The organism is Paenibacillus sp. SRL342 (assembly GCF_984798905.1).
The window spans coordinates 285,744-311,895 of sequence record NZ_OZ481790.1 but is presented as its reverse complement, the minus strand read 5'-3'; the positions used below and the strand labels follow the sequence as shown (position 1 = coordinate 311,895).

At 47.3% G+C, this 26,152-nt stretch carries 19 protein-coding genes and 1 riboswitch; of the genes, 8 read left to right on the top strand and 11 right to left on the bottom strand.

Translation table 11 applies throughout. The features are described from left to right. Positions 1-21 precede the first annotated feature (21 nt). Together AC4E8D_RS01420 and AC4E8D_RS01415 are read right to left on the bottom strand one after the other, a co-directional pair. Positions 22-1,950 carry a beta-glucoside-specific PTS transporter subunit IIABC gene (locus tag AC4E8D_RS01420; RefSeq protein WP_221822262.1) on the bottom strand — a complete coding sequence of 643 codons (1,929 nt, stop codon included), beginning with the start codon at positions 1,948-1,950 and terminating at the stop codon, positions 22-24. A 139-nt stretch (positions 1,951-2,089) separates the two neighbouring features. After that, positions 2,090-2,935, bottom strand: coding sequence for a PRD domain-containing protein (locus AC4E8D_RS01415; RefSeq protein WP_490205769.1), 846 nt, complete (start codon positions 2,933-2,935; stop codon positions 2,090-2,092). A gap of 328 nt (positions 2,936-3,263) precedes the next feature. Here AC4E8D_RS01415 and AC4E8D_RS01410 point away from each other — a divergent pair, with 328 nt between their 5' ends. From AC4E8D_RS01410 to AC4E8D_RS01380, 7 genes are all read left to right on the top strand, one after another. Then, a complete protein-coding gene (locus tag AC4E8D_RS01410; RefSeq protein WP_221822264.1) occupies positions 3,264-3,800 on the top strand; it encodes a sigma-70 family RNA polymerase sigma factor in 537 nt (178 codons plus the stop codon). Next, positions 3,784-4,908, top strand: a complete 1,125-nt coding sequence (locus AC4E8D_RS01405) for a DUF4179 domain-containing protein (protein WP_221822265.1) — start codon at positions 3,784-3,786, stop codon at positions 4,906-4,908. The genes AC4E8D_RS01410 and AC4E8D_RS01405 overlap by 17 nt, the downstream gene beginning before the upstream one ends. A gap of 34 nt (positions 4,909-4,942) precedes the next feature. Beyond that, the gene (locus AC4E8D_RS01400; RefSeq protein ID WP_221822266.1) at positions 4,943-5,485 is read left to right on the top strand and encodes a VanZ family protein; all 543 of its coding nucleotides are present in this window, start codon (positions 4,943-4,945) and stop codon (positions 5,483-5,485) included. A 240-nt stretch (positions 5,486-5,725) separates the two neighbouring features. Continuing rightward, positions 5,726-6,358: a uridine kinase gene (gene udk, locus AC4E8D_RS01395; protein WP_036616377.1), complete on the top strand. Its 633-nt coding sequence runs from the start codon at positions 5,726-5,728 to the stop codon at positions 6,356-6,358. A 112-nt stretch (positions 6,359-6,470) separates the two neighbouring features. Beyond that, a complete protein-coding gene (gene csaA, locus AC4E8D_RS01390; protein ID WP_076210279.1) occupies positions 6,471-6,800 on the top strand; it encodes a chaperone CsaA in 330 nt (109 codons plus the stop codon). A gap of 333 nt (positions 6,801-7,133) precedes the next feature. Continuing rightward, positions 7,134-8,411: an S-layer homology domain-containing protein gene (locus AC4E8D_RS01385; RefSeq protein ID WP_490205768.1), complete on the top strand. Its 1,278-nt coding sequence runs from the start codon at positions 7,134-7,136 to the stop codon at positions 8,409-8,411. A 437-nt stretch (positions 8,412-8,848) separates the two neighbouring features. Further along, positions 8,849-11,788 carry a DUF5704 domain-containing protein gene (locus AC4E8D_RS01380; protein WP_490205767.1) on the top strand — a complete coding sequence of 980 codons (2,940 nt, stop codon included), beginning with the start codon at positions 8,849-8,851 and terminating at the stop codon, positions 11,786-11,788. Positions 11,789-12,505: 717 nt separating this feature from the next. Continuing rightward, positions 12,506-12,698, bottom strand: a riboswitch (cobalamin riboswitch). A 76-nt stretch (positions 12,699-12,774) separates the two neighbouring features. Here AC4E8D_RS01380 and AC4E8D_RS01375 read toward each other — a convergent pair. Further along, positions 12,775-13,602 (bottom strand): AraC family transcriptional regulator, encoded by an 828-nt coding sequence (locus AC4E8D_RS01375; protein WP_221822268.1) that lies wholly within the window; start codon positions 13,600-13,602, stop codon positions 12,775-12,777. Positions 13,603-13,804: 202 nt separating this feature from the next. On the opposite strand from AC4E8D_RS01375, the gene AC4E8D_RS01370 reads away from it, so the two are divergent. Then, on the top strand, positions 13,805-15,106 hold the full coding sequence (locus AC4E8D_RS01370; RefSeq protein WP_036616368.1) for an alpha-glucosidase/alpha-galactosidase: 1,302 nt from the start codon (positions 13,805-13,807) through the stop codon (positions 15,104-15,106). Positions 15,107-15,223: 117 nt separating this feature from the next. Here the strand turns inward: AC4E8D_RS01370 and AC4E8D_RS01365 are convergent, their stop codons facing one another. The 8 genes from AC4E8D_RS01365 to AC4E8D_RS01330 form a co-directional block, all read right to left on the bottom strand. Then, on the bottom strand, positions 15,224-15,925 hold the full coding sequence (locus AC4E8D_RS01365) for a response regulator (RefSeq protein WP_221822269.1): 702 nt from the start codon (positions 15,923-15,925) through the stop codon (positions 15,224-15,226). A gap of 1 nt (position 15,926) precedes the next feature. Then, complete coding sequence (locus AC4E8D_RS01360) at positions 15,927-17,525, bottom strand: ATP-binding protein (protein ID WP_260632853.1); 1,599 nt, start codon at positions 17,523-17,525, stop codon at positions 15,927-15,929. Further along, a complete protein-coding gene (locus AC4E8D_RS01355; RefSeq protein WP_490205766.1) occupies positions 17,526-19,865 on the bottom strand; it encodes a histidine kinase in 2,340 nt (779 codons plus the stop codon). 92 nt (positions 19,866-19,957) lie between these two features. Continuing rightward, on the bottom strand, positions 19,958-20,518 hold the full coding sequence (kdpC, locus tag AC4E8D_RS01350) for a potassium-transporting ATPase subunit KdpC (protein WP_237178291.1): 561 nt from the start codon (positions 20,516-20,518) through the stop codon (positions 19,958-19,960). Between the two features lie 61 nt (positions 20,519-20,579). Then, positions 20,580-22,580, bottom strand: coding sequence for a potassium-transporting ATPase subunit KdpB (gene kdpB, locus AC4E8D_RS01345; protein ID WP_490206457.1), 2,001 nt, complete (start codon positions 22,578-22,580; stop codon positions 20,580-20,582). Positions 22,581-22,788: 208 nt separating this feature from the next. After that, entirely contained in the window at positions 22,789-24,468 is a 1,680-nt protein-coding gene (kdpA, locus tag AC4E8D_RS01340; RefSeq protein WP_490205765.1) for a potassium-transporting ATPase subunit KdpA, read from the bottom strand. A 59-nt stretch (positions 24,469-24,527) separates the two neighbouring features. Next, entirely contained in the window at positions 24,528-24,590 is a 63-nt protein-coding gene (locus AC4E8D_RS01335) for a potassium-transporting ATPase subunit F (protein ID WP_353884092.1), read from the bottom strand. Positions 24,591-24,930: 340 nt separating this feature from the next. After that, positions 24,931-26,127, bottom strand: coding sequence for a spr1629 family repressor/antitoxin (locus AC4E8D_RS01330; RefSeq protein ID WP_490205764.1), 1,197 nt, complete (start codon positions 26,125-26,127; stop codon positions 24,931-24,933). Positions 26,128-26,152 lie beyond the last annotated feature (25 nt).

Sequence of the window (26,152 nt, the reverse complement as noted above, 5' to 3'; positions counted from 1 at the left end):
ATTAAGGCCTTATTTCAAGTTTTATGGGATCAGCTTCATTAGCGCTTCGCTCTCCCGAATCGGGCCGTTGGTCGCTGTAGTCAGCACATCTCCATACTGTTGCATGTTGGTAACGACAATGGACGTAATGGTGTTATAACCTGCTGAGGTAATGCCTTCTGGATCAAATTCCACCAATAAATCACCGGCCTTGATTGTCTGCCCCTGTTCGATATGGGCGTTAAAATATTTCCCTTTCAGACTGACGGTATCCACCCCGATATGAATCAGGATCTCGACACCATTCGCAGCTTTCAATCCGATGGCATGTTTGGTGCGATAAAGTGCTTCGACTACTCCGTCAAATGGAGCGTATACCTTGCCATCTGTCGGAACAATCGCAATCCCTTTACCCATTAACTCTTGGGCAAACGCCTGATCTTCCACCTCAGAGATTGGTTTGATCTCCCCTGTCATTGGACTAACGATAAGCATGTCCGAAGATGTGGATGTCTGTGATGATACGGATGCTGGAGTCACCTCTGTGGCAACGGCTGGCTGATTGCTGTTTACTTTATCCGTAGCTTGCTGCTTCGATTTACTTCCTTCAGTATCTTCCTTAATGCCCGCTAACAGCGTGAACACAAACCCGAGTACAACTGCGGCAATACAACCAATAACGACATACATGTAACGATCCGATGAATACGTGCCAATGGCCAATACACCTGGAAGTGAAATTGCATTCGCTGTTGTATGCACCAAACTGTAGAATCCACCGACTAATCCGCCTGCTAGACAACCTGCGAAAAACGGACGTTTGTATTTCAGCGTTACACCATAGATCGCCGGCTCAGTAATCCCGAACAAAGCGGTGAATCCACTCGAAGCAGCCGCTGACTTCATCGTTTTACTCTTCGTTAGGACAAACACACCGAAGGCTGCTCCAGCCTGAGCCAAATTCGCCGCCAGTGCCGTTGGTAACAGCACGGTTGCACCCAGTGTAGCCACTTGTTGAACCTGAATCGGCATGATGGCATAGTGCATACCAAACATGACCATGATCGGTTTGAAAAATCCAAGAATCGCACCAGCAAGAACACCTGCGGTTGAGAACAATGAGTTAATGCCGTTGGTCAACCAGTCACCGATATATGATCCTACTGGGCCAAGCACGATTAGTTCCACTGGAATCATAATGAACAAAACAATCATTGGGGTAAGCAGGACCTGTAGAAACTTGGGAATCACTCGATTGACGATCGGATACACATAACTCATAATCCATACCGCCAGAATGATTGGAATGACGGAAGAGGAATATTTCATCAATAGAATCGGCATACCGAGAAAATCAATACTGTTTACACCCGTCTCAGCAATCTGAGCCGCAGCGTTCAAAATAGTTGGATGCATTAGTCCCGCAGCAAGAGCTACCGCCAAATAGGGATTGGTTTTGAAACGATTTGCTGCACTAACAGCCAGGAAGAATGGCATGAAGTAGAAAATACAATCCCCGATCATGTTAATGATCGTCAGGAAGCCGGAGCCTTCCAGGTAACCCATTGCAGTTATAACGGTAGCCAAACATTTGATCATCCCGCAACCAACAAGTGCTGGCAGAACAGGCGTGAATATACCTGCGATGGTTTCAAGCACTACACTAACGGGGTTACGTCTCTTTTTCGGCCCACTGTCTGTAGACTCCGTAAGCTCGCCAATCTTGTCAGAAGTTAGATTCTTCACTTCACTGTATACCGCGTCTACTTTGGCACCGATAACCACCTGAACCTGTCCACCGGAATTTTGTGCCTTAAGCACGCCTTCGAGCTGATCCAGCGCCTTGAGGTCTGCTTTGTTATCATCTTTCAATACGAATCTTAAACGGGTTGCACAGTGTGTTAGCCCGGATATATTTTGCTCGCCGCCAACGAGATCAAGTACGTTTTTAGCCAAGTCTTTGTTGTTCATGACCCTTCTCCTCTACATGAGTAAATTGGATATATAAAAAATGACCAAGCCGGGGAATCGTCATTCCCTACGCTTGGTCATGCCTGATCGAATCAGTAACAGTCCAATATGGATTATTCGGTTAGTTCCTTCATTAGGTTCATTCCGTTGGTTCATTCGAAATCAATCGTTGGATATGCAGAATCAGATATAATTTTTCATCATCCGAACAGGTCCAGCCATAGTTATTTTTCAGAAAGTCCGCAATCTTCTCCACACAAGCGAGTTCCTTTGGAAACTTCTCCTTCACCATCAGGAACAGCGATTCATTCTCGTCTTTGAGCGATTTACCGCTCATCTGCCTCAGAATGAAATACCGGATATGTGTGGCAAAGCGCATGAAATGGATGGAATCCTCCTGAAAGTCAATTTTGAGAGCATATTTGATCACAGACAGAATCTCGCCCGTAACTGTGGTTACCTTAGTGGTATCCGTCATCTCTCCCGAGCCCACCTGCGCATTAACAAAATGCAGAGCAATCAGTGTTGTTTCGGCTGTTGGCAGAGTGATATCCGTTTTTTCCTGAATCAGCTTCAGCGCAGCCTCCCCCACCCGGGTCTCATCCGGATAGAGTGTCCGCACTTCCCATTCCAGCGGATTTTTGATACGGATGCCTTCTTTGGTTCGGGTTAATGCAAAACTGATATGGTCAGACAGGGTGAGAAGCAGATTCGGGTTAAATGTTTTATTCAAAATCTGACTGCCCAACTTGATGACTTCCTCCGCGAGATAAATATCCTCAATCGGAATACTGTTCAGCAGATCATACATCCGGATGTTCTTCGGTGCCACGAAAATTTTCTCCACCAAGTCCGTCTCCGTCAGCTCATAAGGGGTTTTCAGAAATCCTACACCCTTGCCTACGACAAAAACCTCTTCGTTATGTTCATTAATAGCGATGGCTACGTTATTGTTTACTTTCTTGATAACCTTCAATGTTCTCACCCCCCAACAAAAATAAAAAAGACCGAAAGCGATTACAGTAAAGCAATCGAATTCGGTCATGCCTGGTTTCCCCAGTAACAGTCCGTGTTATGAATATAAGTTTATTATAGTGCTGTTTTTGAAAAAGTCAATCATCCAATCTTAGGGAAAAATCAGACACTCTTATCATTGAAGGGAACGCAGAGACCCGATACGTCAGATATAACAACGCCCTTTTTTAAAACTATAAAAAGAAAATGTGACCATATGCCCTACCCGCCAGTCTAATTCATATAAAAACCAGCCAAGTGCTGGCTTCATCCCTCCAATACGAAAGGAGCTGTTATCCATGGGTTCAACCGATCTCGTTAACCAGGCCATCCAAGGAGATCGTGAAGCCTTTATCCGGCTTATTCGAGACATTGAAAACTCTTTGTACAATACAGCAAAATCCATGCTGCGAAAAGAGGAGGACGTGGCCGATGCCATTCAGGAGACAATTCTGAACGCATACAAATCGGTGCATACACTCCGGGAACCCCGGTATTTCAAAACCTGGCTGTTTCGTATCCTCATCAATGAATGCAACACGATGCTGTCCCGCCGCGCTCTCTCCACCGCTTATGCGGAAGTACCTTCAGATAAGCGGGAGCATTCCAGTCCCTACGATGAGGTCGATATGCGAGAAGCGGTAGACCATCTGGAGGAATCGAAACGAATTGTTGTCGTTTTGCATTATTTTGAAGACCTGTCCCTCCGTCAAGTCGCCGATGCCCTGAATATTTCCGAAAGTGCAGTGAAAATGAGACTTACTCGGGCAAGGCAGGAGTTATATCAGAAATTCAAAAATTTTCGGGAGGTAAACTTACATGTCAAACCCGTTTAATATCGATCAGGAATTAAAGAACCAAGCGAAGGAGCGTCCCCTGATGTCTGAACTCGTTCGTAACCGGATTGATGCCACTCTGGAATCTCTGCCGGTGTCGCCAGACACATTGAAAACGGAACAGACTTTGCGCTCCAGTCGTCAGAACAAGCGATGGCACAGGGCTGCAGCTGCGACGATCGCAGCCGGAGTATTGGGCGTGACCGTATTTGCATCCGGCTTTGTATCACCGGCCATGGCTGCCTCCTTGCGCAATATCCCACTCGTGGGCAGCCTCTTCAGCTCGATAGAAGCCGATATGGGTCTGCGAACGGCGGGCAACGAAGGCTTGACTACCCCTGTTAACAGCAAGGTCGCTTACCAAGATGTGAAGATGGAAGTGCTTGAAGCGGTATATGATGGTACACGTGCTGCGTTTCTGGTTCATTTCACTGCGCCTAATCTGAATCATGGCGAATATGACAATGGCAAGGACATCGTGAAACTGAGCAGCGGAATTGAGGATGTCTTTTTAAAAGTCGACGGGACCCGTCCGAATAGCGGACTGTTCTATAGTTCGGTAGGAGAAACGCAGCCAGATACACTGCTCTTTGAGCAGGTCATTTCCTCCGATCAGGGAACGGCACATTGGCCGGATCAGTTTGACGCCAAAGTTCAATTGACATTGCAGGGTATTGATCATGAGTTCGAGCTGACGGTTCCATTTACCAAATCAACAGATAACATTCATCGGGTTCTGCCTAACACAGCCATGACCAACGATCTGTATACGGCCGCTGTTACGGAAGCTGAGGTTACCCCTGTCACCACTCGCCTAACTACTGTTATCAATTTGAATGATAAGCATACTCTTACGGCAAAAGAGCAGGAACAGCTGAGTCACATCGGATTTGCCGTCTATGATGATCAGGGGCGGCAACTGACCTCACTTAGCGGCGAAGGCATATACGAGGGTAACCGACTGAAATCGGAACGCATATATGCCACAACAGCCAAGGATGTAAAATATCTGATAGTGAAACCTTTTGAGATCAAGGATGACTTCGCTGAAGAGGTTAAAGATAAACAATTCATCAAGGGAATGGAAATGAAGATTCAAATTCAATAGCCTAATATCATTGCCTTATCGAAGGAGCCATTCCATGTCCATCCAATATTCAATCTCATCTCTCATCGTACTTGGTCCGTTATTCATTCTGTTCCTGCTCGCCCTGATGCTCCATACCAGGGTGAGCAAAACCAGGTACACGGTCAGGCATTATGTGTCGATGCTTGCATTTGCCATATATATGTTGGGCGTTATGCATTTTGTATTTTTCCCTATCGACGTGAACATCGGAATCTATGCCAATCAAACGCCATGGTATCAAAGCATTCAATGGATTCCGCTCCTGACCGTGGATGCACCAAGCTTTCTCCTAAACATTGTGCTGTTTATGCCACTAGGGTTCATGCTTCCTTTCATAAAGCCTTGGATTCATTCGATGAGAACAGCAGCATCAGTAGGATTGGCTCTAAGTATCCTCATTGAAATAACACAGCTCATGCTCCGAGTAACCTTGGGCAACGGTCGCAGCACCGATCTGAACGATATAATAGCCAATACAACGGGAAGTGTACTTGGTTTTATCATCCTGAATCTGTTCACCAAAAGTTCCATCGGCCAGCGACTAATGGCCCTATAGGAGTCACCACGGGGAGTATCATCCAAAAATATGCAGTAAAATGAATATGAGCATGCATAACATCCCTTGAAGGCAAAACATGGTCCATACACCAAGATGAAAAAAGTCGTGTGCTATGGTACAATGAAGGAATTGTGTATTCAGAGACAGACATGTGGATAAAGGCCATGAACTACGGATTTCTGATGCGCTTTTATCCATTCATCATGCTGCCATTTTAGGGAGGCTTATGGAACAACCATGCTCATTATTGGTATCGCCGGAGGAACCGGCTCCGGTAAAACGACGGTAGCTCGCTCCGTCATAGACCGTCTGGGATCAGCTAAAGTTACGTTTATATCCCAAGACAATTATTACAAAGACCAGTCGCAGCTCACACCTGAGCAACGCCGACTCACCAATTACGATCACCCGTTTGCCTTCGATAATGATCTGTTGATTGAACATCTCACCCTGTTGAAAAAAGGCCAAGCGGCGTATGCTCCCGTATATGACTTCACCATAGATAACCGTGCTGCCAATGAGACGGTTGAACTGGCACCGAACCATATTGTCATTGTAGAAGGACTGCATGTGCTGATTGATGAACATCTTCGCAGTCTGATGGACATCAAAGTATTTGTTGATACCGATTCCGATGTGCGTATTCTACGTAGAGTACTGCGGGACATTGAAGAACGCGGACGCACGATCCAATCCGTGTACAAACAATATCTCGAAACGGTAAAACCAATGCACGATGCTTTTATCGAGCCATCCAAAAAGTATGCTGATATCATTATTCCAGAAGGCGGACATAATGAAGTAGGTATTCAGATGTTATCCATCCTCACCGAGAAATACCTCACCGGAGAGAATTGGAACGGCGCTTAATTTGTTTCAAAGCAACACAACAGAAATCCAGGTTACGATACAGCGTAATCTGGATTTTTTGTTGATTTTTCATTTATAATAGTCCCCAATAGTTGAAAGGAGATCTACCCCTATGGCTACTTTTGAAGAGTTCATACAGCATGACATCCGGGTTGGTACCGTGGTGGAAGCCGAACCATTCCCCAAGGCTCGCATACCCGCTATTAAAATGACGATCGACTTCGGACCACTTGGCCTGAAACGTTCCAGTGCTCAGATCACCCAGCGCTATACCCCTGACATGATCATCGGCAAACAGGTCGTTGCTGTAGTTAATTTTCCACCCCGGCGGATTGCCGGTTTTGTCTCTGAAGTACTTGTGCTTGGCGGCGTGCCTGGTGAAGGCGATGTTGTCTTACTTACACCGGATAGCCCATTGCCTAATGGAACACCGATAGCGTGACTTTATTTTGAGTAAGAAGAATATGGGCTTTTCAAATGTTTGGAAATCGAGTATTCTTGATTTATTGATTATTGATGGAACTACATATGTTGGAGACCTTAAAGCATAAGGCTATGAATCTGCGGATTCGTGGCCTTTTTTTGTTTTTTTTGAGGAAATATAGGTCTTGAGAATTAGTAACAGTTGGGTGGAGAGGAGGAAATATATTGATAAATCATACCAACAGCCTAGTTATACATGGTAGAATATTGATTATTATTACAAATTTAGTATCTAGTAGCCTGAAAAGTACATATCAAGGAGAGAAATTCACAATTGAGAGGAGTAAAATTCATGAAAAAAATGATGATTTCCGGCGTAACGGCATTAGCTTTATTAACAGGGGGTATCGTAGGTTTTGGAGGCGTTGGGAGTTCTGTAGAAGCCGCTCAAGCTGCAACTACATTCAAGGATGTTCCTTCTACACACTGGGCATCTTCAGCAATTAATTCGGCCGTGGAACAAGGTTATTTCAAGGGGTATGCCGACGGGACATTTAAACCAAGCTCACCGGTCACCAAAGCTGAAATGGCAAGTATCCTGGGACGTTTATCCGACCAGCCTAATGCAACAACACAAGAACAAAACAATTTCACAGACATACCCGAGTGGGCAAAAAGTGGTGTCTCTACTGCTATAGCAAAAGGTTTTATCAGCCCTTCTACTTACAAGGGAAAATTGGATGCACAAGGCGCTCTTCAACGAGGAGAAATGGCTACTTGGTTGACGCAAGGGCTGACCGTGGTTGATCCTGAGTACAAACAAGCACTCTCTGATGTGACCAACACCGTTGTGCCTGCAAAGGAATATTTCACAGGTAAACTCGCAAACGCTCAAAAAAATGCAGTAGCCGTTGCCCTGGGAACAGGACTCATGAGTGTGGCAAACGATAAAACATTTGGCGTTGATCGTACCACCACTCGGGCGGAAGTAGCAGTATTGATCGCCCGTTATGCAGCAGTTGCCAAGACAAAACCTGCCGATTTTCAGGGTCTGAATGAGCTGCGGGCGGTGGGCTTGACGGGGACGAATTTGAATATTATTGCGCCTAAGTATCAGAAAACACCAGAGAAAAAATTTTCACCCAACATGGACTACAGTGAGGTTACAGACGACTTCTCGAAAGTTCGCAATAAAAATATTATTACAGATACTAAATATGCCGATCTCAAGATAAAAAATTGGATTATTGTTAATACCTATGCGAAGGATGCGGAAAGAAGTATTTTTTACCCTGTTTTTGTAGATGAAGGATACACCCTCGTAAGAGGAGCTTATTATTCTTTTGCAGAGCTTGAATTGAGCGTGAAAAGTACTACTATGAATACACTTCAAGCCGGAAGTTTACTTAATTCGGCAACGATTAATCCCATGAACTCTCCAAATTCAAAAGCCTTTGCAGCATATGCTGGGCCTGTAATTAATGATTTCACAAAAACTAGAGGTGTATTCGCTGTTAATAATCCAGTCTACTGGAGCAGAGGACTTCTACATTTTGATAAAGAGCTGATTTCTGCTGTGAGTCTTGTGACCAAAGAAGGACCCGCTTACAGCGTTATAGCCACAGATTAGAGGGATTAAATTTGACGAGGAAAAAAGCTATTAAAAAAATGATGTTGTTCGTGTTATCACTCGTAGTACTTGTATCATCAGTAACTCAAGTCTCTGCAGGTGGAGGGCCTGGAATTAAACCTGAATTAAACACATTCCATATGGAGCCTTCTACACCTGCGAAGTCACAAAAAAAGGTTATCCCTGTTGAAGGGAAAAAGAAAACTAATATAGGTGTATATATTTACCAAATTGATAATCTAAAATGGAAGGTTGATGGCCATTGCAATAACATCGAGCTAGAAAACGACCCTACCAAAAATCTTCCGGTATCTTCAACAATCTGTGTCGATCTTGATTTGAATAAAGATGTTTATATTCCGACTGAGTACTTTGATAAAGTAGGTGAATCACATTCTTCTGCGGAAATAGCTGATAAATCTAACGAACCTCACTACATGGATAATACAGCTTACTATGAGCCTGGGTTGCCCATTTTAGTTTCTGTTGAATCTTTTACAGGTCGTAACACAAAATTCACCACTCAAATTGGTGGTGCTATTTCACCTATCAAAACGGAAGAATATTCCCCATCCAAATGGAATGCTGACTATCAATTCAACACAGATTTATACTGGGGTGCTGTAGCTGAAATAACCAAAGAGATCAACCTAACCGCTGGTGGACAAATTAGCTTGAACCAGTCCAAACAACTTAATGCTACGGTCAAGACGAAAACTGGAGATGGAAACTTTGGAGCGGAGACCAATGTTAACACTGGCAGCGGTGGTACAACGACATGGGAATCATCCAATCCTGGTGTTGCTACCGTTAGTAACTCCGGAGTAGTTCAAGCAGTCAGCAGAGGAACCACAACCATTACCGTATTGTGGGAAAAGGATGATTTTGAGCTAACTACCACAACAAACATCGGTGTTGAAGAGAGCCCAGGTACTGGCGAAGGCGACGGTAACGGAGGCGGTGGAGGTTGCACACCAACGATTGGACCACCTTCTGCTGGAACCATTATGAGCATGAATGATCTCGATCCAAATACCAACGGTGTTATCAAGTCAGATAACAGAGATAATGAGACATTCAATGTGTTAAGAGGAATCCCTACTTCCGAGTCACTCTACACAAATGCCTTTGCTGACAATTATCTATTTAAACAAGCTTGGGCGAAAATGAGCGGTAAAGTTACATACAACTGTAATGTCACAATCTCGTACGACAGAGAGTGGACAGTACCTGGACCAGATGAATGTGATGATGATGGTTGTACACCAGGGCCACCTGTACCCGCGAACGACACGGTACCCAAGCCATACAACTTCCAGATCACAAGAGACTACTCCTACTGGAAAATTAACAATCTGGAAGTATACAAGATCGCTAAAGCAACCATGAACAATTATGCTTTGCCCGGAGAGACCGTTACGATGAGTCCTGCAGGATATACACCACCAACACTGGAGTCTAAAAATGATGAATCCGTAGAAAGCCATGTACGACCAGGGCAAACCACTTCAATCTCATATAATCCACCCAAATTAACAGGTGGTTTGAACCAACCTCCCAGTGTGCCTGATGATACATCACGGTTAAAAGGAATGGCTGAATCCAACACACCTCAAAGTAAAGTGAATAATGATTTAGTGAAATTCAACAACACAACCATTATGAATGCTGTGGAAGCAACCAAAGATGGACCAACGCCATCCAATATTCCTAATCCAACGATGATTGGGCGTGATGTGCTATACAAACCGGGTAATATGATCAGCAATTCCCTGCTGAATAAAGCAAACACCACAAGCTCTGGTGAGATCTATTATGATTTGCTACCGGGTAACGTGAATGGCGGCGCCAATAAAATATTACCGATTAACGGCATCAACACGGTCACGGTACATACCCCTGTCATCAACTACGCCTGGGTATCGGATGATCAGCCGCATAATCAGAAAACCGTACCAGACCCAACCAGCGCTGCACTCATTCTGGAACGTCCGTTCATTGTGCGAATTCCCACATCGGGACAGCACTTGGACGCAGCGAGTTATCCCGGTTATGGAAATCGGGACTATGCTAAATATTTTCGAATCAAACAGGTGCAATTCCCGTTTGATGTCTACAACGCAGATCGAAGTCAGTTTATTCCTGCCAAGACATGGGTCGATATTCCGGTCAATCAACTGGACACCACATTCAATCTCCCTGTATGGGTAGACGAAGGCAAATATCACATTGCATTCCGTAATATTGCAGAGAATGCACCTGCAAACTTTACCGAGCAACAGGATGCCAATACCAATCTGGCACATCATGTTGCTGCGGACACCGTACCAGTAGATGTCATCGGAAGGTTATATGATTTTCACGTCACGGATATCTCCGATTACAATTGGGAAAATGTATTTCGCAAGCGATTGGGCAGTCCCGAACCAACAGGCTATAGCTACTGGACCGGGATGAATAACATTGATGGTGATCCACGAGGTAATCTGGCTCCATTTGTATTGCCCATCCGACCAGGAAGCCATCCGGTGCAGGGATTCGCTAATGCAACTGTGAAGACAGGGTACCATTTTAAGTTTGATCTCAAGACTAAGGGCAATATGTTTGGTAAACAGGATGGTATTCGAATTACACCCACTTTTGCTTTTGTGAGTAAAGACGGGGCCTCCCGGCAAGAAGTGGATCTGTACTACCATCGAGGTCAGGAACGCCTGATCCGTATCGGATCGGCACAGGATCTGGAGAAACGATTTGTTGTCCTGAACTCCCGGCTTCGAAATGTACCCGGCACAGAGTTAGGCGATACAGCGCGTTATCAGTATACTTATGAACTGTCAGCGGAAGAACGCAGCCAGCATACGTTGGCAGAACATATGGTTCGCCTGGTCGATCAGATTTCTCATCAAAAAACATGGGTAGGTCGTTATGACTGGATGATCCTGTCTGCTCCAATTCGGACACTCATTGGACCCAAAACGGACATTCCTTCCGGGGTCAACGTGGCCCGGGCCAATGCATCAATCCAGCGCTGGTACGGGGAGTACAGCTTACCTGCCGATGTATATGCCGTACCAAAAGGTACAGATCTCGAACCTCTTGCTCGACAAAATCAACTGGATGAGAAATCGAATGTTTTTCTAAAGAATGGTTATATTGTGGTTAACTTCAACATGGAGAGCCTGCGGAATGGAAATACAGAGGCGCCCCATCTGCAATATATTCACGCACCTCTGATGAATCAATGGCAGATGGAAGGTTTCAACAAAACGCCAACAGACAGTCAAGGCAGAACCTGGCCCCTGAAGGATGGCGATATTGTCTTTTACCATGCTGATCAGTCCAGCCGGAACGATTTTCAATCCCAGGTACCACATTAGTTTAAATCTCTCATGTCAGTACGACTGGCTAAGCAGATGTAGCCAACTGCATATGGACCGAAGAGTCTATATGCGGAGTACCTCTCCAAAATAAGACTGAATATCTGTAGAGCGATATTCACCCATGAAGCAATCAATAAATATATGATGAAATAGCCATGAAGTGCCAGACTAAGTACTATACAGCCTGTGCAAAACTATGGTGTACTGAATGACATAGGTGTACTGAACCACATACGATAAAGCATTCACAAGTGATTCCAGTGTCACATCCCAACTACACACAACATGCCTTTATACAACAAAAAGGTTATCCTAAAAGTCATCTATGGACTTCTGGGGTAACCCTTCTTGCATCATTCTCATTTTATAACCTTACTTAGACTATAAAGAAAACCCGCACATCCGTATTATCCTGACAAACTTTCTCCAGGAGACAGGTAGGTTAGCAGGAACGTCAGGAACGTGATGCCGAACAATACGACAACCAGTTGTAATAAACGCTTAACGATATATCTGCTCAAGTGCTCAAACGTCCTTGCCCACAACTTTATGTATGTGCCATGATGTTCTCCGTCCACAGCTCCGCTGAAAACTTATAAATTCTATCAAAAAAGGCGTCCCTCTCCGTGTTACTGGATGAGGACGCCTTAAATAAACAGATTTTCAGAAAAAATCATGCTCTCTAAACACCTTCCTATCTCCCGTAGGGTACTACTGTGTTTGTTAAACCTGGCAGGTCTCCTGGCTCCAGAATCATCGTCACTTGCAGCTCCTTCCCGGTCTAAACCAGTGGATTATCGCTACCTGACTCCTCTGTTACAATAGCGGGACCTCGCCGGTATTACACTGGCCTTCCCTATTAAGCTTCCACCCTGACGGGCAAAGCACCAAGTTCCACATATTCAATTACACTTCTGATCAGTATGGCGGGATGACGAATAATGATCAAAACTTTTCTTTCAAATTTGAAACACTGGATACGTCTAACCGCGAATTCTCGATCCCTTCGGAGACACACCCGTCACACGCTTAAACATCTTTGAAAATAATAATGGGTCCGTATAACCCACCGAATGGGCTACTTCACTGACCGACAGCCCTGGATTCTGAAGAAGTTCGGCTGCCCGATTCATACGGTATTCCAGGAAAAAGGACTGTAGCGACATGCCATATCGCTCTTTGAACAATCCCGACAGATACGTGCGATCCAGCCCCACGGCGTGGGCAATATCCAGAATGGAGGTTCGCTGGCTGTACCTGTTCTCCATAAACTGCACCGCCTGCCGGATATACTCTTCTTTGTTCGAAAGAAGCTGTCCCTCCTCTTCCTCTACCGGTGACGATGAGATCAACTCCGCTATCAAGCGGTACAAGAGACTCTGGTTCAACACATCGCCTCCCGGACGCATGGAAGCCTGAACCATCTCCGTATACAAGTGTTCCATTGTATTCGTATCACAGGCATCATACACTGGATGCTCCGGGCTCAATCGGGCACGTTGCATGAATGCCTTGGCTTGCACACCTTTGAATCCAAACCACGAATACGTCCAGGGATCCTTTGGATCTGCCTCATAATGAATAAGCGTGTCCGGAAGTATGACAAAACCCTGTCCCTGAGTCAACTTGTATTCTTGGTCCCCCATGTACACAATCCCCCGTCCTTCATGGATGTAGTGCACAATGTAAGAATCACGTACACCTGGTCCCCAATAATGCGCAGGATCACATGCCTCCCACCCGAAAAACAACAACATCAGCTCCATCTGTGTCCAGCCTGCGGGAACCACATTCATCTCAATGCGACTCATTTTTCGCCCTCCATCCTGACTTCGTTCCGCTTATCTCTTCATTAAGACTATTTATATTATAACAGCTAAAGTACTTCCATATTAGTTGAAAGCGGAAACAAAAATGGGATTATGACATGTTTGAAAGGGTTTGAGCCATAGTTATATGTGCCGAATCGGCCTATAGTTGGGGTACAACATTTTTCAGGGAGGCTAAACTTAAATGAATAAAATTACGTTCCTCGGTGCAGGCAGCACCGTCTTTGTTAAAAATGTATTGGGTGATGTCATGATGACCGAAGCACTGCAAGATTTTGAGCTGGCATTGTTCGATATCGATGCTGAACGCTTGAGTGATTCAGAGCGTTTGTTGACCAGTCTGGCCCGTTCACTCGGAAGTCGTTGCGTCGTGAACGTATATCATGACCGCAAAGAAGCGCTGCGCGGGGCCAAATATGTCATCAACGCCATTCAGGTGGGTGGGTATGATCCATGCACCATTACGGACTTCGAGATTCCGAAGAAATACGGACTGCGTCAAACGATTGCAGACACACTCGGTATCGGCGGAATTTTCCGTAACTTGCGGACGATTCCGGTCATGCTGGATTTTGCCCGGGATATGCAGGAAGTATGTCCGGATGCATGGTTCCTGAACTATACCAACCCAATGGCCGTGCTTACTAACGTCATGAACGTACATGGTGGGATCAAAACCGTAGGATTGTGTCATAGCGTGCAGGTATGTGTACCGCATCTTTTTGATGCACTGGGGATCGATCAGACGGGTGTCGTAGCCAAAATTGCAGGCATCAACCACATGGCGTGGCTGCTCGAAGTTACCAAAGACGGGCAGGATCTGTACCCCGAGATCAAACGTCTGGCGAAGGAAAAACAGAAGGAACAGCATGACGACATGGTTCGTTTTGAGCTGATGCAGCGTTTTGGCTATTATGTAACGGAGTCCTCCGAGCACAATGCTGAGTACCACCCTTACTTCATCAAACGGAATTACCCGGAGCTAATCGAACGCTTCAACATTCCACTGGATGAGTACCCACGCCGCTGTGTGAACCAGATTGAAGGCTGGAAAGAGATGCGTACCAAACTGTTTGCCAGCGAAAATATTGAACATACCCGCAGCCGTGAATACGCATCGCATATTATCGAAGCGATGGAGACGAATAACCCGTACAAGATTGGCGGAAACGTTATGAACAACGGACTGATCACCAACCTGCCTCGCGAGGCTTGTGTTGAGGTACCTTGTTTGGTCGATGGATCAGGAATCAGCCCTACGTACATTGGGGATCTGCCTCCACAACTCGCGGCACTAAACCGGACAAACATCAACACGCAACTGCTGACGATTGAAGCGGCAATCACTGGCAAAAAAGAACATATCTATCATGCCGCCATGCTTGATCCACACACAGCTGCAGAACTGTCTATCGATGACATCGTAGCCATGTGTGATGAGTTGATTGAGGCTCACGGCGACTGGTTGCCAAAATACACGTCATAATATAAAAGCACCGTTTCCTTTGCTGCAAAAGGGGACGGTGTTTTGTTCGTTCCATAACGCTCACCCGCTGAATGGTGCATCACATCATGGTTAAGAAATGTCTCGCTCCCTTAAACCTTATTCGGCAGGGAGCAAAAAGCGATAACCGATGCCCGGCTCCGTCTGAATATATCGGGGATTTGTCGGATCTTCATTTAATTTTTTACGCAGATGTCCCACATATACCCGGAGGTAATGGCTGTCAGACTCATGATGATGCCCTCCCCATACTTGCTGCAAAAGCTGACGCTGGGTGATGATCTTTCCCGCATTGGAAGCAAGCACCTTCAGCATCTCATATTCCGTTGGGGTTAATTTGACCAAAGTTCCCTCCAGTTCGACCTGCCTTTGGGCCAGATCAATCGTAAGTGATCCGAAGCGCAATATGGGCTCATCTGTCGTTTTGGCTACATGACGCAGCGCCACCCGAATACGGGCGACCAACTCACCCATCCCGAATGGTTTGGTTACATAATCATCTGCACCACCATCCAACGCGGTAATTTTGTCTCCCTCCTGATCCTTCGCTGTCAGCACAATAATCGGTACCTGTGACCATTCGCGAATCCGGCGAAGGACCTCCATACCGGACATGCCCGGCAAACCAAGATCAAGGATAATCAGATCCGGATGTACAATACTGGCCTGAATAACACCCTCTTCGCCATCCCCACACTCGTGGAGTTCAAATTGGTGTGCCTGAAGGGTGACCTTGAGCAATTTGCGAATCTGCGGCTCATCATCGATCACCAGTATGCGAGCCCCTAGTGGTACGTTCATGTTATTCTTCAACCTCTCCTTGTTCTGAATAGGGAAACCGCGGTCCGTGAGCCTCCATGGGGATATCTATGCGTATTCTCGTTCCTCCGCCCGAATTCGGCTCTGCTACTATAGTACCTCCGTGGACCTCCACAATGCCTTTGCAGATGGCCAGACCAAGCCCTGTCCCGGTGACATGCTGAGTCGACTCTGAGCGATAGAACTTATCAAATATACGTATTCTTTCCGCTTCCGGTATACCGATACCTTGATCAGCCACCATGATCGTCAATTGACTTGGACTCTTGTCACTCGTCACAGTGATGACAATCCGGCTCTCATCAGGCGAATATTTGATGGCGTTGCTGACGATATTGACCAATACCTGCTCCAGCAATACTTCATCTCCGTAAATGAACACCGGATCATCAGGAAGTTCAACTTGAATGTTACGATTGAGACTGAATTCCCGAACCTGTGTCAGTACAACGCTGATTATATCTTCCACGTCACACCATTTCCGGTTCAGTTGCAACATACCGCTCTCCAGCCGAACCATACCCAGCAGATTCGTGACGAGACGATTCATACGCAAGGCTCCATCCCGAATGTTGCCTGTTAATTCTCTCCGATCCTCGGGTGTAAAAAGAGTATCATTCTCCAACAATCCCGTAGCCGAGCCGATAATGGCGGTTAGGGGCGTACGCAATTCATGAGAGACAGAGTCCAGCAGCGCTGTGCGTATGCGCTCTGATTCGGCAGTGATCTGTGCCAATCTTGCCTTTTCCGCCAGCTTCACTCGGGCAATGGCACCTGCGGCCAGTCCGCCGCATGCCTCCAACAGACGAAGCTCTTCTTGCTGCTCATGACCCTCACCAGCGTCCATGCTCACGGCGAGCACGCCATGAATCTGCTCCTCTGTGCGTAGCGGCACGTAAAGTCCGGTAGATTCCCGCAAAGTGGATGATCCCTTACCGGCGATCTGTCCGTGAAGATATACCCATTTGGCAATGGCAATCTCCGACTCCCCATTCCCCCACCCATCCTTATCTCCTTCTGATGCGGAAGAGCTTGTAACCAGCAGATCACCCTGTTTATCTGGAAGATACACAGCGGCCGGCTTACCCAGGGTAAGCGATACTTGGGTTGCAATATTAACCAGCAACGTATTCAGATCCGTAATGGCTGTCATCTGACGACTCAATGCGTACAGGGAGTTAGTCGTAGCTTCACGTGCTTTTACCATCTCCAGCTGTTGTCGCAATCGACCTGCAAGACTGGCTGTCAGGATTGCCACCGCAAGATACACAACAAAGGAGATGAGATATCTCAAATCCTCAACCGTGAAGCTCAGATATGGCGGTACAAAAAAGAAGTCAAACATAATGACGCTAATACTCGCAGCATATACAGCTGGTCCCATTCCCCAGTACACGGCACTCACCAAGACGGGAAACAGGTATACAAGCCCAACATTAACCAGATCACCACTCATGCCGATGGCATGAAACAGCAAAGTTAGCAGCGTCACCCCGAGGGTCACCCATACATATGCATATGCCGGAACCCGTTTCCCATGGGATTCCCGCGTTTCTTTTTTTATCCGTTCAGACAAAATCATTCACATCCCGCTCAGTTCATAATCATAATCTGCAACGATTAACACATCCAGATGCCGCGACAAGCGTACTAGTCGGTTGACCACCGAACCTGAGCCGCGGTAGCCATTCAGCCACCACACCCTTCTAGCCTGCCCGACCACCAACTGGGTTGCTCTCGCCTCCGATGCCTTTCTGGCCAACATCTCAGGTACATCGCGCAGCCTTGGACTGTGATGAATATGAAATTGACCACCAAGCCGAATCGTCAGCTGCTCCAACGCTTCCAGATGGCACTTCACTTCGTCACTCATGGACTCACCGATGTGGATATGGTGTACATGCCAGATGGCTTTTAGACGAAAAGCCATGCGGAATCCGCGCCGGATCAGCCGCTCGGCATGACGATCACTGCTTACACATACAAAGACTGCTTCCTGTCTGCGCCAAGGTCCTCGAAGTGCAATTTTGGCCTGCTGTGCTTCAAGCCGTTCATCCACATCGTCCGCCAGCTCGCGCAGGGCAAGTTCTCGCAAGGCAATCAGATTGCCGATTTTGAAAAAATTCGCAAGGGCTTGCTCGACCTTGGCAGTTGCATAGATTTTACCCTCCCTCATGCGCTGCCGCAAGGCCTGGGGCGCCACATCAATCAACTGCACCTCATCCGCCATCTGAATGATCCGATCGGGTACGGTCTCGCGGACACGAACACCGGTAATATGTTCAACGGCATCATTCAGACTTTCGAGATGCTGTACGTTCATTGTGGTAATCACCGAGATGCCTGCATTCAGCAGGAGCAGAACATCTTCATAACGCTTTTGCCGAACACTCCCGGGTACATTCGTATGCGCCAGTTCATCCACAAGCACCACTTCTGGGCAAAGATGCAGAATGGCTTCCGTGTCCATCTCTTCCAGACGAGTTCCCTGATAAACGCGTTGTGCGCGAGGGATCACAGACAAGTGACCCCTCTGCTCCACAGTTTCCGCCCGCCCATGTGTCTCCAGCAAGCCGATCTGCACATCGATGCCCTTGCGGAGCAAGTCATTGCCTTCCCGCAGCATCATGTAGGTTTTGCCTACACCTGGTGCGGCTCCGATATATATTTTGAATGTGCCGCGCTGAATCTGACCAATCTGTTCCTTCATTTCCTGCTCGCTTAGTCTGCGGTATGTCAGTGACTCCACATCGTTAACTTTAGCCGGAACCACACGTTCACCCTCCCGGGCCGCTCGATCAGCAACCAGAAACAGGTCGACACCACGTAATCTGCGCAGCAACGAGTTAACAACGGACCCTTGCCACAGTTCCTGCCAGCGTGTACGCCGGGAGTGTCCCATCACAATGCGGGTAATCTGGTGCTCCATTGCGTAACGCGCCAGCGTAGATGGGATGTTGCGACGGTGTAATATAGACAACTCCTCCATATGGCCGCCAAACTTCTCTACCAGCTTCATCATATTGCGCCGAAATACGGTTGCCTCCTTGGTTAATGGCTGCTTCATATTCCGGAAAACAACGGCACACAAATCACCATTCAGCCGTTTGGCAATCTGTTGCCCACGCCGGATATAGATGGAGCCGTTCCAATGATATTGGGTGGATACCAGAATCCGCTCCATGATGCCTGTTGTGACGGTAATTCCCATCTCCTCTCGATGCTCACGCAGGGATTCATTCACCCCTTCCGCAACCAATCTCAGGGCCAGTTCGCGCAGAATACCCAGATTGCCTTGACGGAACACAGCTTCTCCCTCATGCCCCTTCAGATGACCTTCTGCCAGACGGCTCAGTATGGTTTCCGGCGTGACATCAATCAACTTCACTTCATCCGCAAGCTCCAATGTATCGGCAGGCACCGTATATTCTGCTGCGATCCCCGTAAGTTGCCGTGCCAGCTCTGTATAACCTTCCAGCTCATACACATTCACCGTTGTCATGATACTGATGTTGTTTCGGAGCAAGAACTGAATGTCCTCCAGCCGGGTAGCATAGCGAGCGCCTTCTCTGTTGCGATGTGCCAAACCATCCACCAGCACAACCTCCGGATTACGCGCTAATAGTGCATCCAAGTTCAGATCCTTCATCTCTACATCATCATTCTGGCGCACCCAGTGAATGCTTGGAATTCTTTCGAGTACGCCAAGTTGCTCCACCGTTTCCGGTCTGCGCATTGTGGAGACGGCGCAAATAACCACATCAATGCCCTGCTCACGCAACGTATTCCCTTCTCGTAACATGTGATACGTTTTGCCCGATCCGCTGACTGGGCCGATGTAGATTTTGAGCGTACCCTGCTGCAGTTTCGTAATCATCTTCAGCATCTCTTCCGGTGACTTGCGCTTGAAGCTGTCTTCCATCCGTCCATCTCCCCCTTTTCTTTAAAAATACGATGAAAAAATGGAGAAAGCCCCTCCCGATATATCGTGAGCAGGCTAATTACATTCGTCCTTTATTTCAGTTCTGCTGTCAGCGCCAGATTCAGAGCCGTTACATTCACACGCGGCTCCCCGAATATCCCCATCTGCCGGCCTTCCGTATGCTCATTTACAATTTGCATAAGCTGCTGTTCACTAAGCCCCGTAGCTTTGCTAATGCGCGGGATCTGTGCCTCAGCGGCTTCGGGAGAGAGATCTGGATCAAGTCCAGAGCCTGAACCCGTCACGAGATCAGCAGGGATCTGCTTCAATCCTGGGTTTTCCTGCTGGAGCTGAGCAATCTTTTCCTTCATCTCGCCGATATACTCCTCTGAAGCTACGGCGCGATTCGAACCGGCTGAAGCCGTTGGGTCATAACTGGCATTCGATGCCCGGGGCTGGAACAGCCCCGGCGATTGGATTTCCTGTGCCAGCAGTGACGAGCCGATGATTTTCTTATCTTGTGTAATCAGACTGCCGTTCGCCTGCGCAGGAAAGAGAAGTTGGGCTACGCCAGTCGTTACGAGCGGGTAGATTAGGCCACATATCAGCATAAGTACGACGGATAACCGTATAGCGGGCAAGAACATGTTCATACAGATCACTTCCTGGATTCATTAGGATAAAAGAATAATGTTGATAAGCGTTGTTATCTCGTTAAAGAATTCCTGACAGAACCAAGTCAATCAGCTTAATGCCGATAAAAGGTACAATCACACCGCCTACGCCATAGATAAACACATTGCGCCCGAGCAGCCTTTCGGCTGACATCGCCCGGTACTTAACCCCTTTCATCGCTATGGGAATGAGCAGTGGAATAATAATAGCGTTGAATATTAGTGCCGACAGGATCGCAGACTGCGGTGAAGCCAGATTCATAATATTTAGCGCCTGAAGCTGCGGCATAGCGAGGATGAACATGGCTGGAATGATGGCAAAATACTTCGCGATATCATTGGATATCGAAAAGGTTGTGAGCGCGCCGCGTGTAATCAGCAACTGTTTGCCAATGGAGACGACCGACAATAGCTTGGTCGGGTCGGAATCCAGGTCAATCATATTAGCCGCTTCTTTGGCCGCCATGGTGCCAGAATTCATCGCCAGGCCCACATCGGCCTGCGCCAGAGCAGGAGCATCATTCGTACCATCGCCCGTCATAGCGACGAGTTTGCCCTCCTGCTGCTCTTTTTTGATCGCCGCAATCTTGTCCTCGGGCTTCGCTTCGGCAATAAAATCATCCACGCCCGCTTCCAGCGCTATGGTCGCTGCGGTCAGTGGATTGTCGCCTGTACACATAATGGTCTTAATGCCCATGGCGCGCATCTCAGCGAACTTCTCTTTCAGCCCTGGCTTCACAGTGTCTTTCAGATAGATCACACCATAGATTCGTTCATCGATAGCCACAGCAAGCGGCGTGCCTCCAGCCTTCGCAATACGATTTGCAATCTCATCCAGATCATCGGGTATGCGGCCTCCTTCGGAAGCAATATAACGTTTGATCGCATCCACGGCACCTTTACGAATCTTCATATCGTTACTCAGATTGAGACCGGACATCCGAGTCTCTGCTGTGAATTCCACATTTTCTGCATTCGCATACTCCGTCTCAGACCAGCTCTGACCTTGTTTGCCTGCCAATTCCACAACAGAACGTCCTTCCGGGGTCTCATCCCGCACAGAAGCCTGTAAAGCAGCTTGCGTCATCTCTGTAGCAGTAATGCCCTGAACGGGAATAAACTCAGATGCCATGCGGTTTCCGTATGTGATCGTTCCTGTTTTGTCCAAAATCAACGTATCGATATCTCCGGCCGCTTCTACCGCTTTACCCGACATAGCGAGTACATTGAACTGCGTAACACGGTCCATCCCGGCAATACCAATGGCAGACAGTAACCCACCAATTGTGGTTGGGATCAAGCAGACGAGCAGTGCGATTAGGGTCGCCAGATCCAGTCGAATACCCAGGTAATTCGCCATCGGGACCATCGTCAGAATGACGATCAGAAAGATCAGGGTTAATACGGCGAGCAGGGTTGTCAGCGCAATTTCATTGGGTGTTTTCTGGCGCTGAGCACCCTCAACCAGAGAGATCATCCGGTCAAGGAATGACTCACCCGGATCGGTCTGAACACGCATGATGATATAATCGGACACGACACGTGTACCTCCGGTAACGGAGGAGAAATCGCCTCCTGCTTCCTTGATAACCGGTGCGGATTCTCCCGTAATGGCCGATTCATCAATGGAGGCCAATCCTTCTGTAATTTCACCATCCGTTGGGATCAGTTCACCGACTTCCACGCGGACCATATCACCTTTTTTCAACTGGGTCGAAGACACTTGCCGGATTGTTCCATCCTTCTGCACCAGATTGGCCAAGGTGTCGGACTTCGTCTTGCGTAACGTATCCGCCTGCGCTTTACCTCTGCCTTCTGCAAGTGCCTCCGCGAAGTTAGCGAACAGCAACGTGAACAGCAGAATGAAAAACACGGCGATGTTGTACCCGCGCCCGGCCTCGGATGCGGTGAAAAGATCGGGATTAATGCATAATAAGAGCGTAATGAATGTACCTACCTCGACAATAAACATGACCGGATTTTTGATCATGACCACCGGATTTAGCTTTTTGAACGCATCCAGTGAAGCCTGAAGTATCATATCCTTGCTTAACGACCGTTTCGATCCCGGATCACGTTGAATATTACCGCGATTGTTGTCCGGCTCATTGCCCTTCGATCTGAACATTTCTGTATCCATGTGTTGCATCGTCTGTTCCTTCTTTCGTTCGACTGCATTCATCGTACACTGCCACCTCCATACGTTACGTCCTTGCACCAATTCCTCTGTTGCTCCCCTGTTATATCCCTCATTGAATCATCGCCAGATGCTCTGCAATCGGTCCAAGAGCAAGCGACGGGAAGAACGTAAGCGCGCCGACAACAACGATCATCATGACCAAGACGCCAGCAAATAAAGGCGTGTGTGTACGCAGCGTACCTGTAGTTACCGGTACAACCCGTTTCGTAGCGAGTGAACCCGCAATAGCCAGCATGGCGATCATCGAAACGTATCTTCCCAGCAGCATAACGATACCAATCGCGATGTTGTAAAAGTCTGTATTGGCATTTAGTCCGGCAAAAGCCGATCCGTTATTGGCCGCACCCGAGGCAAAAGCATAGAGAACCTCGGTCAGGCCATGCATGCCCCCGTTCGAGATGGACGCAACAGCTTCAGGCCGCATAAGCGCGAGTGCCGTTGGCGCAAGAATAATCAAAGGATGAATGAGCAACGCAATGGATGCGAGCTTTACCTCTTTCCCCTCGATTTTTTTGCCCAGAAACTCAGGTGTTCGTCCCACCATTAATCCACAGATAAACACAGCCAGAATCACATACAACAGTCCGTTGATTAGCCCTACTCCTTTGCCACCAAACACGTTATTGAGCATCATCTGAGCCAGTGATACCATGCCTCCAAGTGGAGTGAGCGACTCGTGCATATTGTTGACCGAACCTGTTGTAGCCGCTGTCGTGACTGCCGTGAATAAAGCCGATTCGGGTATGCCGAATCTGACCTCTTTCCCCTCCATATTGCCTTGAAGACCCACTGCATCCAGCGCAGGTACACCGCGATATTCGGAGACAAATACAGTGGTCAACATCACAAGGAAAAGAAAACTCATCGCTGCGAACAATGCCCAACCCTGCTTCCGGTTATTGACCATCAAGCCGAAGGCGTATACCAGTGCAGTGGGTAACAGCATCATACAGACGATATGCACCAGATTGCTCAGGGCCGTCGGATTCTCGAATGGATGTGCAGCATTGGTTCCAAACCAGCCACCACCGTTGGTGCCAATGTGTTTGATCGACTCCAGTGAGGCGACCAGTCCACGTGAAATGGTCTGCTGCGCGCCTTCCAGCGTGGTTGCGTTCACCGCTCCCGCGAGCGTCTGAGGCACCCCCTGGAATACAAGGAACAAGGCTACGATGAAGCTCAGCGGTAAAAAAATCCTCGTAATCGACCGTACAAGGTCGACGTAAAAATTCCCCAGTTCATCCCGGCGGCCTATCAGCCCGCGAATGAACGCAATAGCCACCGCGAATCCCGTCGCTGCGGACGTAAACATCGGGAACGTCACGGCCAGCATCTGTGACAGATACGACAGGGCGTTCTCGCCCGTATAAGACTGCCAGTTCGTGTTGGTCATAAAGGATACCGCCGTATTAAATGCTTGCGCCGCTGGCATATTGCCGATACCATCCGGGTTAAGTGGCAAATACTTTTGCAGCCGCAGCACCAGAAACATCAATACCAACATTACAAAGTTGGAGAGGAGAACCGCCGTAAGGTACTTTTTCCACCCCATGGATTCGTTCTCGCGTACTCCCATCACGCGATAGAGCAGTCGTTCCGGCCCGCCAAAAACCCGATCCAGCCCCGTTCGCTGTCCATCGAACACGTTCACTACATATTTCCCCACCGGTTTAACCAACAGCAGGATGATCAGTAGCGTCACTGCTACTTGCACTACACCGATACCCATATCCGCATTTCCTCCCTATTCGACGTTCCCTTGTTCCCGTATTACGCACATCGCCAGCATCAGAATTTCTCCGGCTTCACCAGCACATAACCGAGATAAATCACCAGTGCGAGCACAATCATGCCGATGACAATCATCTGGCTTCCCCCTCTCTACCCTCAAGCCTTCTCGCAGAATTTCAAGAATCCCCAAAATACCCCAAACAGCAGCACCACCAATCCAATCATCGTGGCATCATTTACCATGCGCCCTTCCTCCCTCTCTCTACCGTTCTCTGCACCTGCTACATGTAAAATCGTAATACGAAACGCTGTAAAAAAGGGGTAAAGAAATGCCTCCACAGGTGTAAAAAAAGCGTAAAAAAGACCCGATCTCCTCAGCAATGGGCTGAAAAGAACGGGTCTATCATCATTTTTATACGGAGCACTCCATTACGTGTCAATCTATTACCTACCCGTCATTTCAAGAACTGCGTGTAGGCATTTCCCTAACATTTTGAATACTAGTTTGTGGCTTCTTCGTCATGTACTTGTTAAAAAAGTCGGTGTTTATTCCTGTCATATGATGAAAGAAGGAAGTTTCCGCTTTCCAATCCTCCTCAATCATATAACGAATATCCACAAGACCTTTATTGGAAAGCAGGTCAATAATGGTTTTAATTCGCATCGGCTTTTGAAGTGGAATCTCCCTGTCGAAAGGCTCCTTTTCCAGATATCCTCTTCGGTGCATCGCCGCATAGAAATTACGATGATCTTTAGCTTCCATCATTCCTAGATGTGCTGCTCTGTATCCCAGCACTTGTAGGGAAGTCTTCCATTTATTTTTCAAGTCAAGATATTGATCGGGATTCGTCTTATAAGTGATTTCATTCATGTCCGATGAAAACTCTTCTTCGGGCAATAAAAATGCACCCGCAAACAGATTAGCTTCATTTTCAATCAATTTGTGTTCTTTTCGGTCCAGATTGACAAATTCAAGACGATAATGAAGCAACAAATGACCAAGCTCATGTGCAATATCGAAATTCCTACGAACCGCAGAACGTTTGATGTTGCCCAGTATGATAAACGGACGATCATTTCGTGTCCAAAGGCTGTACGCATCAATTTCTTCACCAATCGCTTTTTCAAAAACATATACACCACTTTTTTCGATCCGGAACATCAGGTTCTCATTCGTGGATGGCTCCATATTCAGCCGTTGTCTCGCAAGATGGGCAACATAATGGATCTGAGTCGTACGATCATCGTCTGTATGGTTCATATACTCAATTGCCTCTTCCCGCAATTGGATAATATTCAGTGTGGGAAGGCTGATCTGAGCGGTAATATAATTAATGAACGTGTCCAGATATTCTACATGCTTTGCTTCTGTCTGTGTCTTGGATATCACATTCATCACTTTCGAACGATAGGCAATGTTCATAACATCAATGTTGGCTGCGTTATTACGCTGTGTAAGCATATCTTTCGTATAAAAATACTTGCTTTTCACACTGAAAATGCGTTTCAACTCATTCACAATTGGCACCTTCGGAGAGGTATACGCATTTTCATATTGCCAGACTGCTTGTTCTGTCACACCTAATTGTTCGGAGAGCTGTTTTCTCGAATACCCATGCATGATCCGCAAATTGGTCAAATTTTCACCAACGAACATGCTGCTCCCTCCTTACTGAACGACA

Coding starts and splice junctions, on each gene's coding strand:
- AC4E8D_RS01420 (WP_221822262.1), bottom strand. CDS start 1,950: ATGAACAACAAAGACTTGGCTAAAAACGTACTTGATCTCGTTGGCGGC.
- AC4E8D_RS01410 (WP_221822264.1), top strand. CDS start 3,264: ATGGGTTCAACCGATCTCGTTAACCAGGCCATCCAAGGAGATCGTGAA.
- AC4E8D_RS01405 (WP_221822265.1), top strand. CDS start 3,784: ATGTCAAACCCGTTTAATATCGATCAGGAATTAAAGAACCAAGCGAAG.
- AC4E8D_RS01400 (WP_221822266.1), top strand. CDS start 4,943: ATGTCCATCCAATATTCAATCTCATCTCTCATCGTACTTGGTCCGTTA.
- udk (WP_036616377.1), top strand. CDS start 5,726: ATGCTCATTATTGGTATCGCCGGAGGAACCGGCTCCGGTAAAACGACG.
- csaA (WP_076210279.1), top strand. CDS start 6,471: ATGGCTACTTTTGAAGAGTTCATACAGCATGACATCCGGGTTGGTACC.
- AC4E8D_RS01385 (WP_490205768.1), top strand. CDS start 7,134: ATGAAAAAAATGATGATTTCCGGCGTAACGGCATTAGCTTTATTAACA.
- AC4E8D_RS01380 (WP_490205767.1), top strand. CDS start 8,849: ATGGATAATACAGCTTACTATGAGCCTGGGTTGCCCATTTTAGTTTCT.
- AC4E8D_RS01375 (WP_221822268.1), bottom strand. CDS start 13,602: ATGAGTCGCATTGAGATGAATGTGGTTCCCGCAGGCTGGACACAGATG.
- AC4E8D_RS01370 (WP_036616368.1), top strand. CDS start 13,805: ATGAATAAAATTACGTTCCTCGGTGCAGGCAGCACCGTCTTTGTTAAA.
- AC4E8D_RS01365 (WP_221822269.1), bottom strand. CDS start 15,925: ATGAACGTACCACTAGGGGCTCGCATACTGGTGATCGATGATGAGCCG.
- AC4E8D_RS01360 (WP_260632853.1), bottom strand. CDS start 17,525: ATGATTTTGTCTGAACGGATAAAAAAAGAAACGCGGGAATCCCATGGG.
- AC4E8D_RS01355 (WP_490205766.1), bottom strand. CDS start 19,865: ATGGAAGACAGCTTCAAGCGCAAGTCACCGGAAGAGATGCTGAAGATG.
- kdpC (WP_237178291.1), bottom strand. CDS start 20,518: ATGAACATGTTCTTGCCCGCTATACGGTTATCCGTCGTACTTATGCTG.
- kdpB (WP_490206457.1), bottom strand. CDS start 22,580: ATGATACTTCAGGCTTCACTGGATGCGTTCAAAAAGCTAAATCCGGTG.
- kdpA (WP_490205765.1), bottom strand. CDS start 24,468: ATGGGTATCGGTGTAGTGCAAGTAGCAGTGACGCTACTGATCATCCTG.
- AC4E8D_RS01330 (WP_490205764.1), bottom strand. CDS start 26,127: ATGTTCGTTGGTGAAAATTTGACCAATTTGCGGATCATGCATGGGTAT.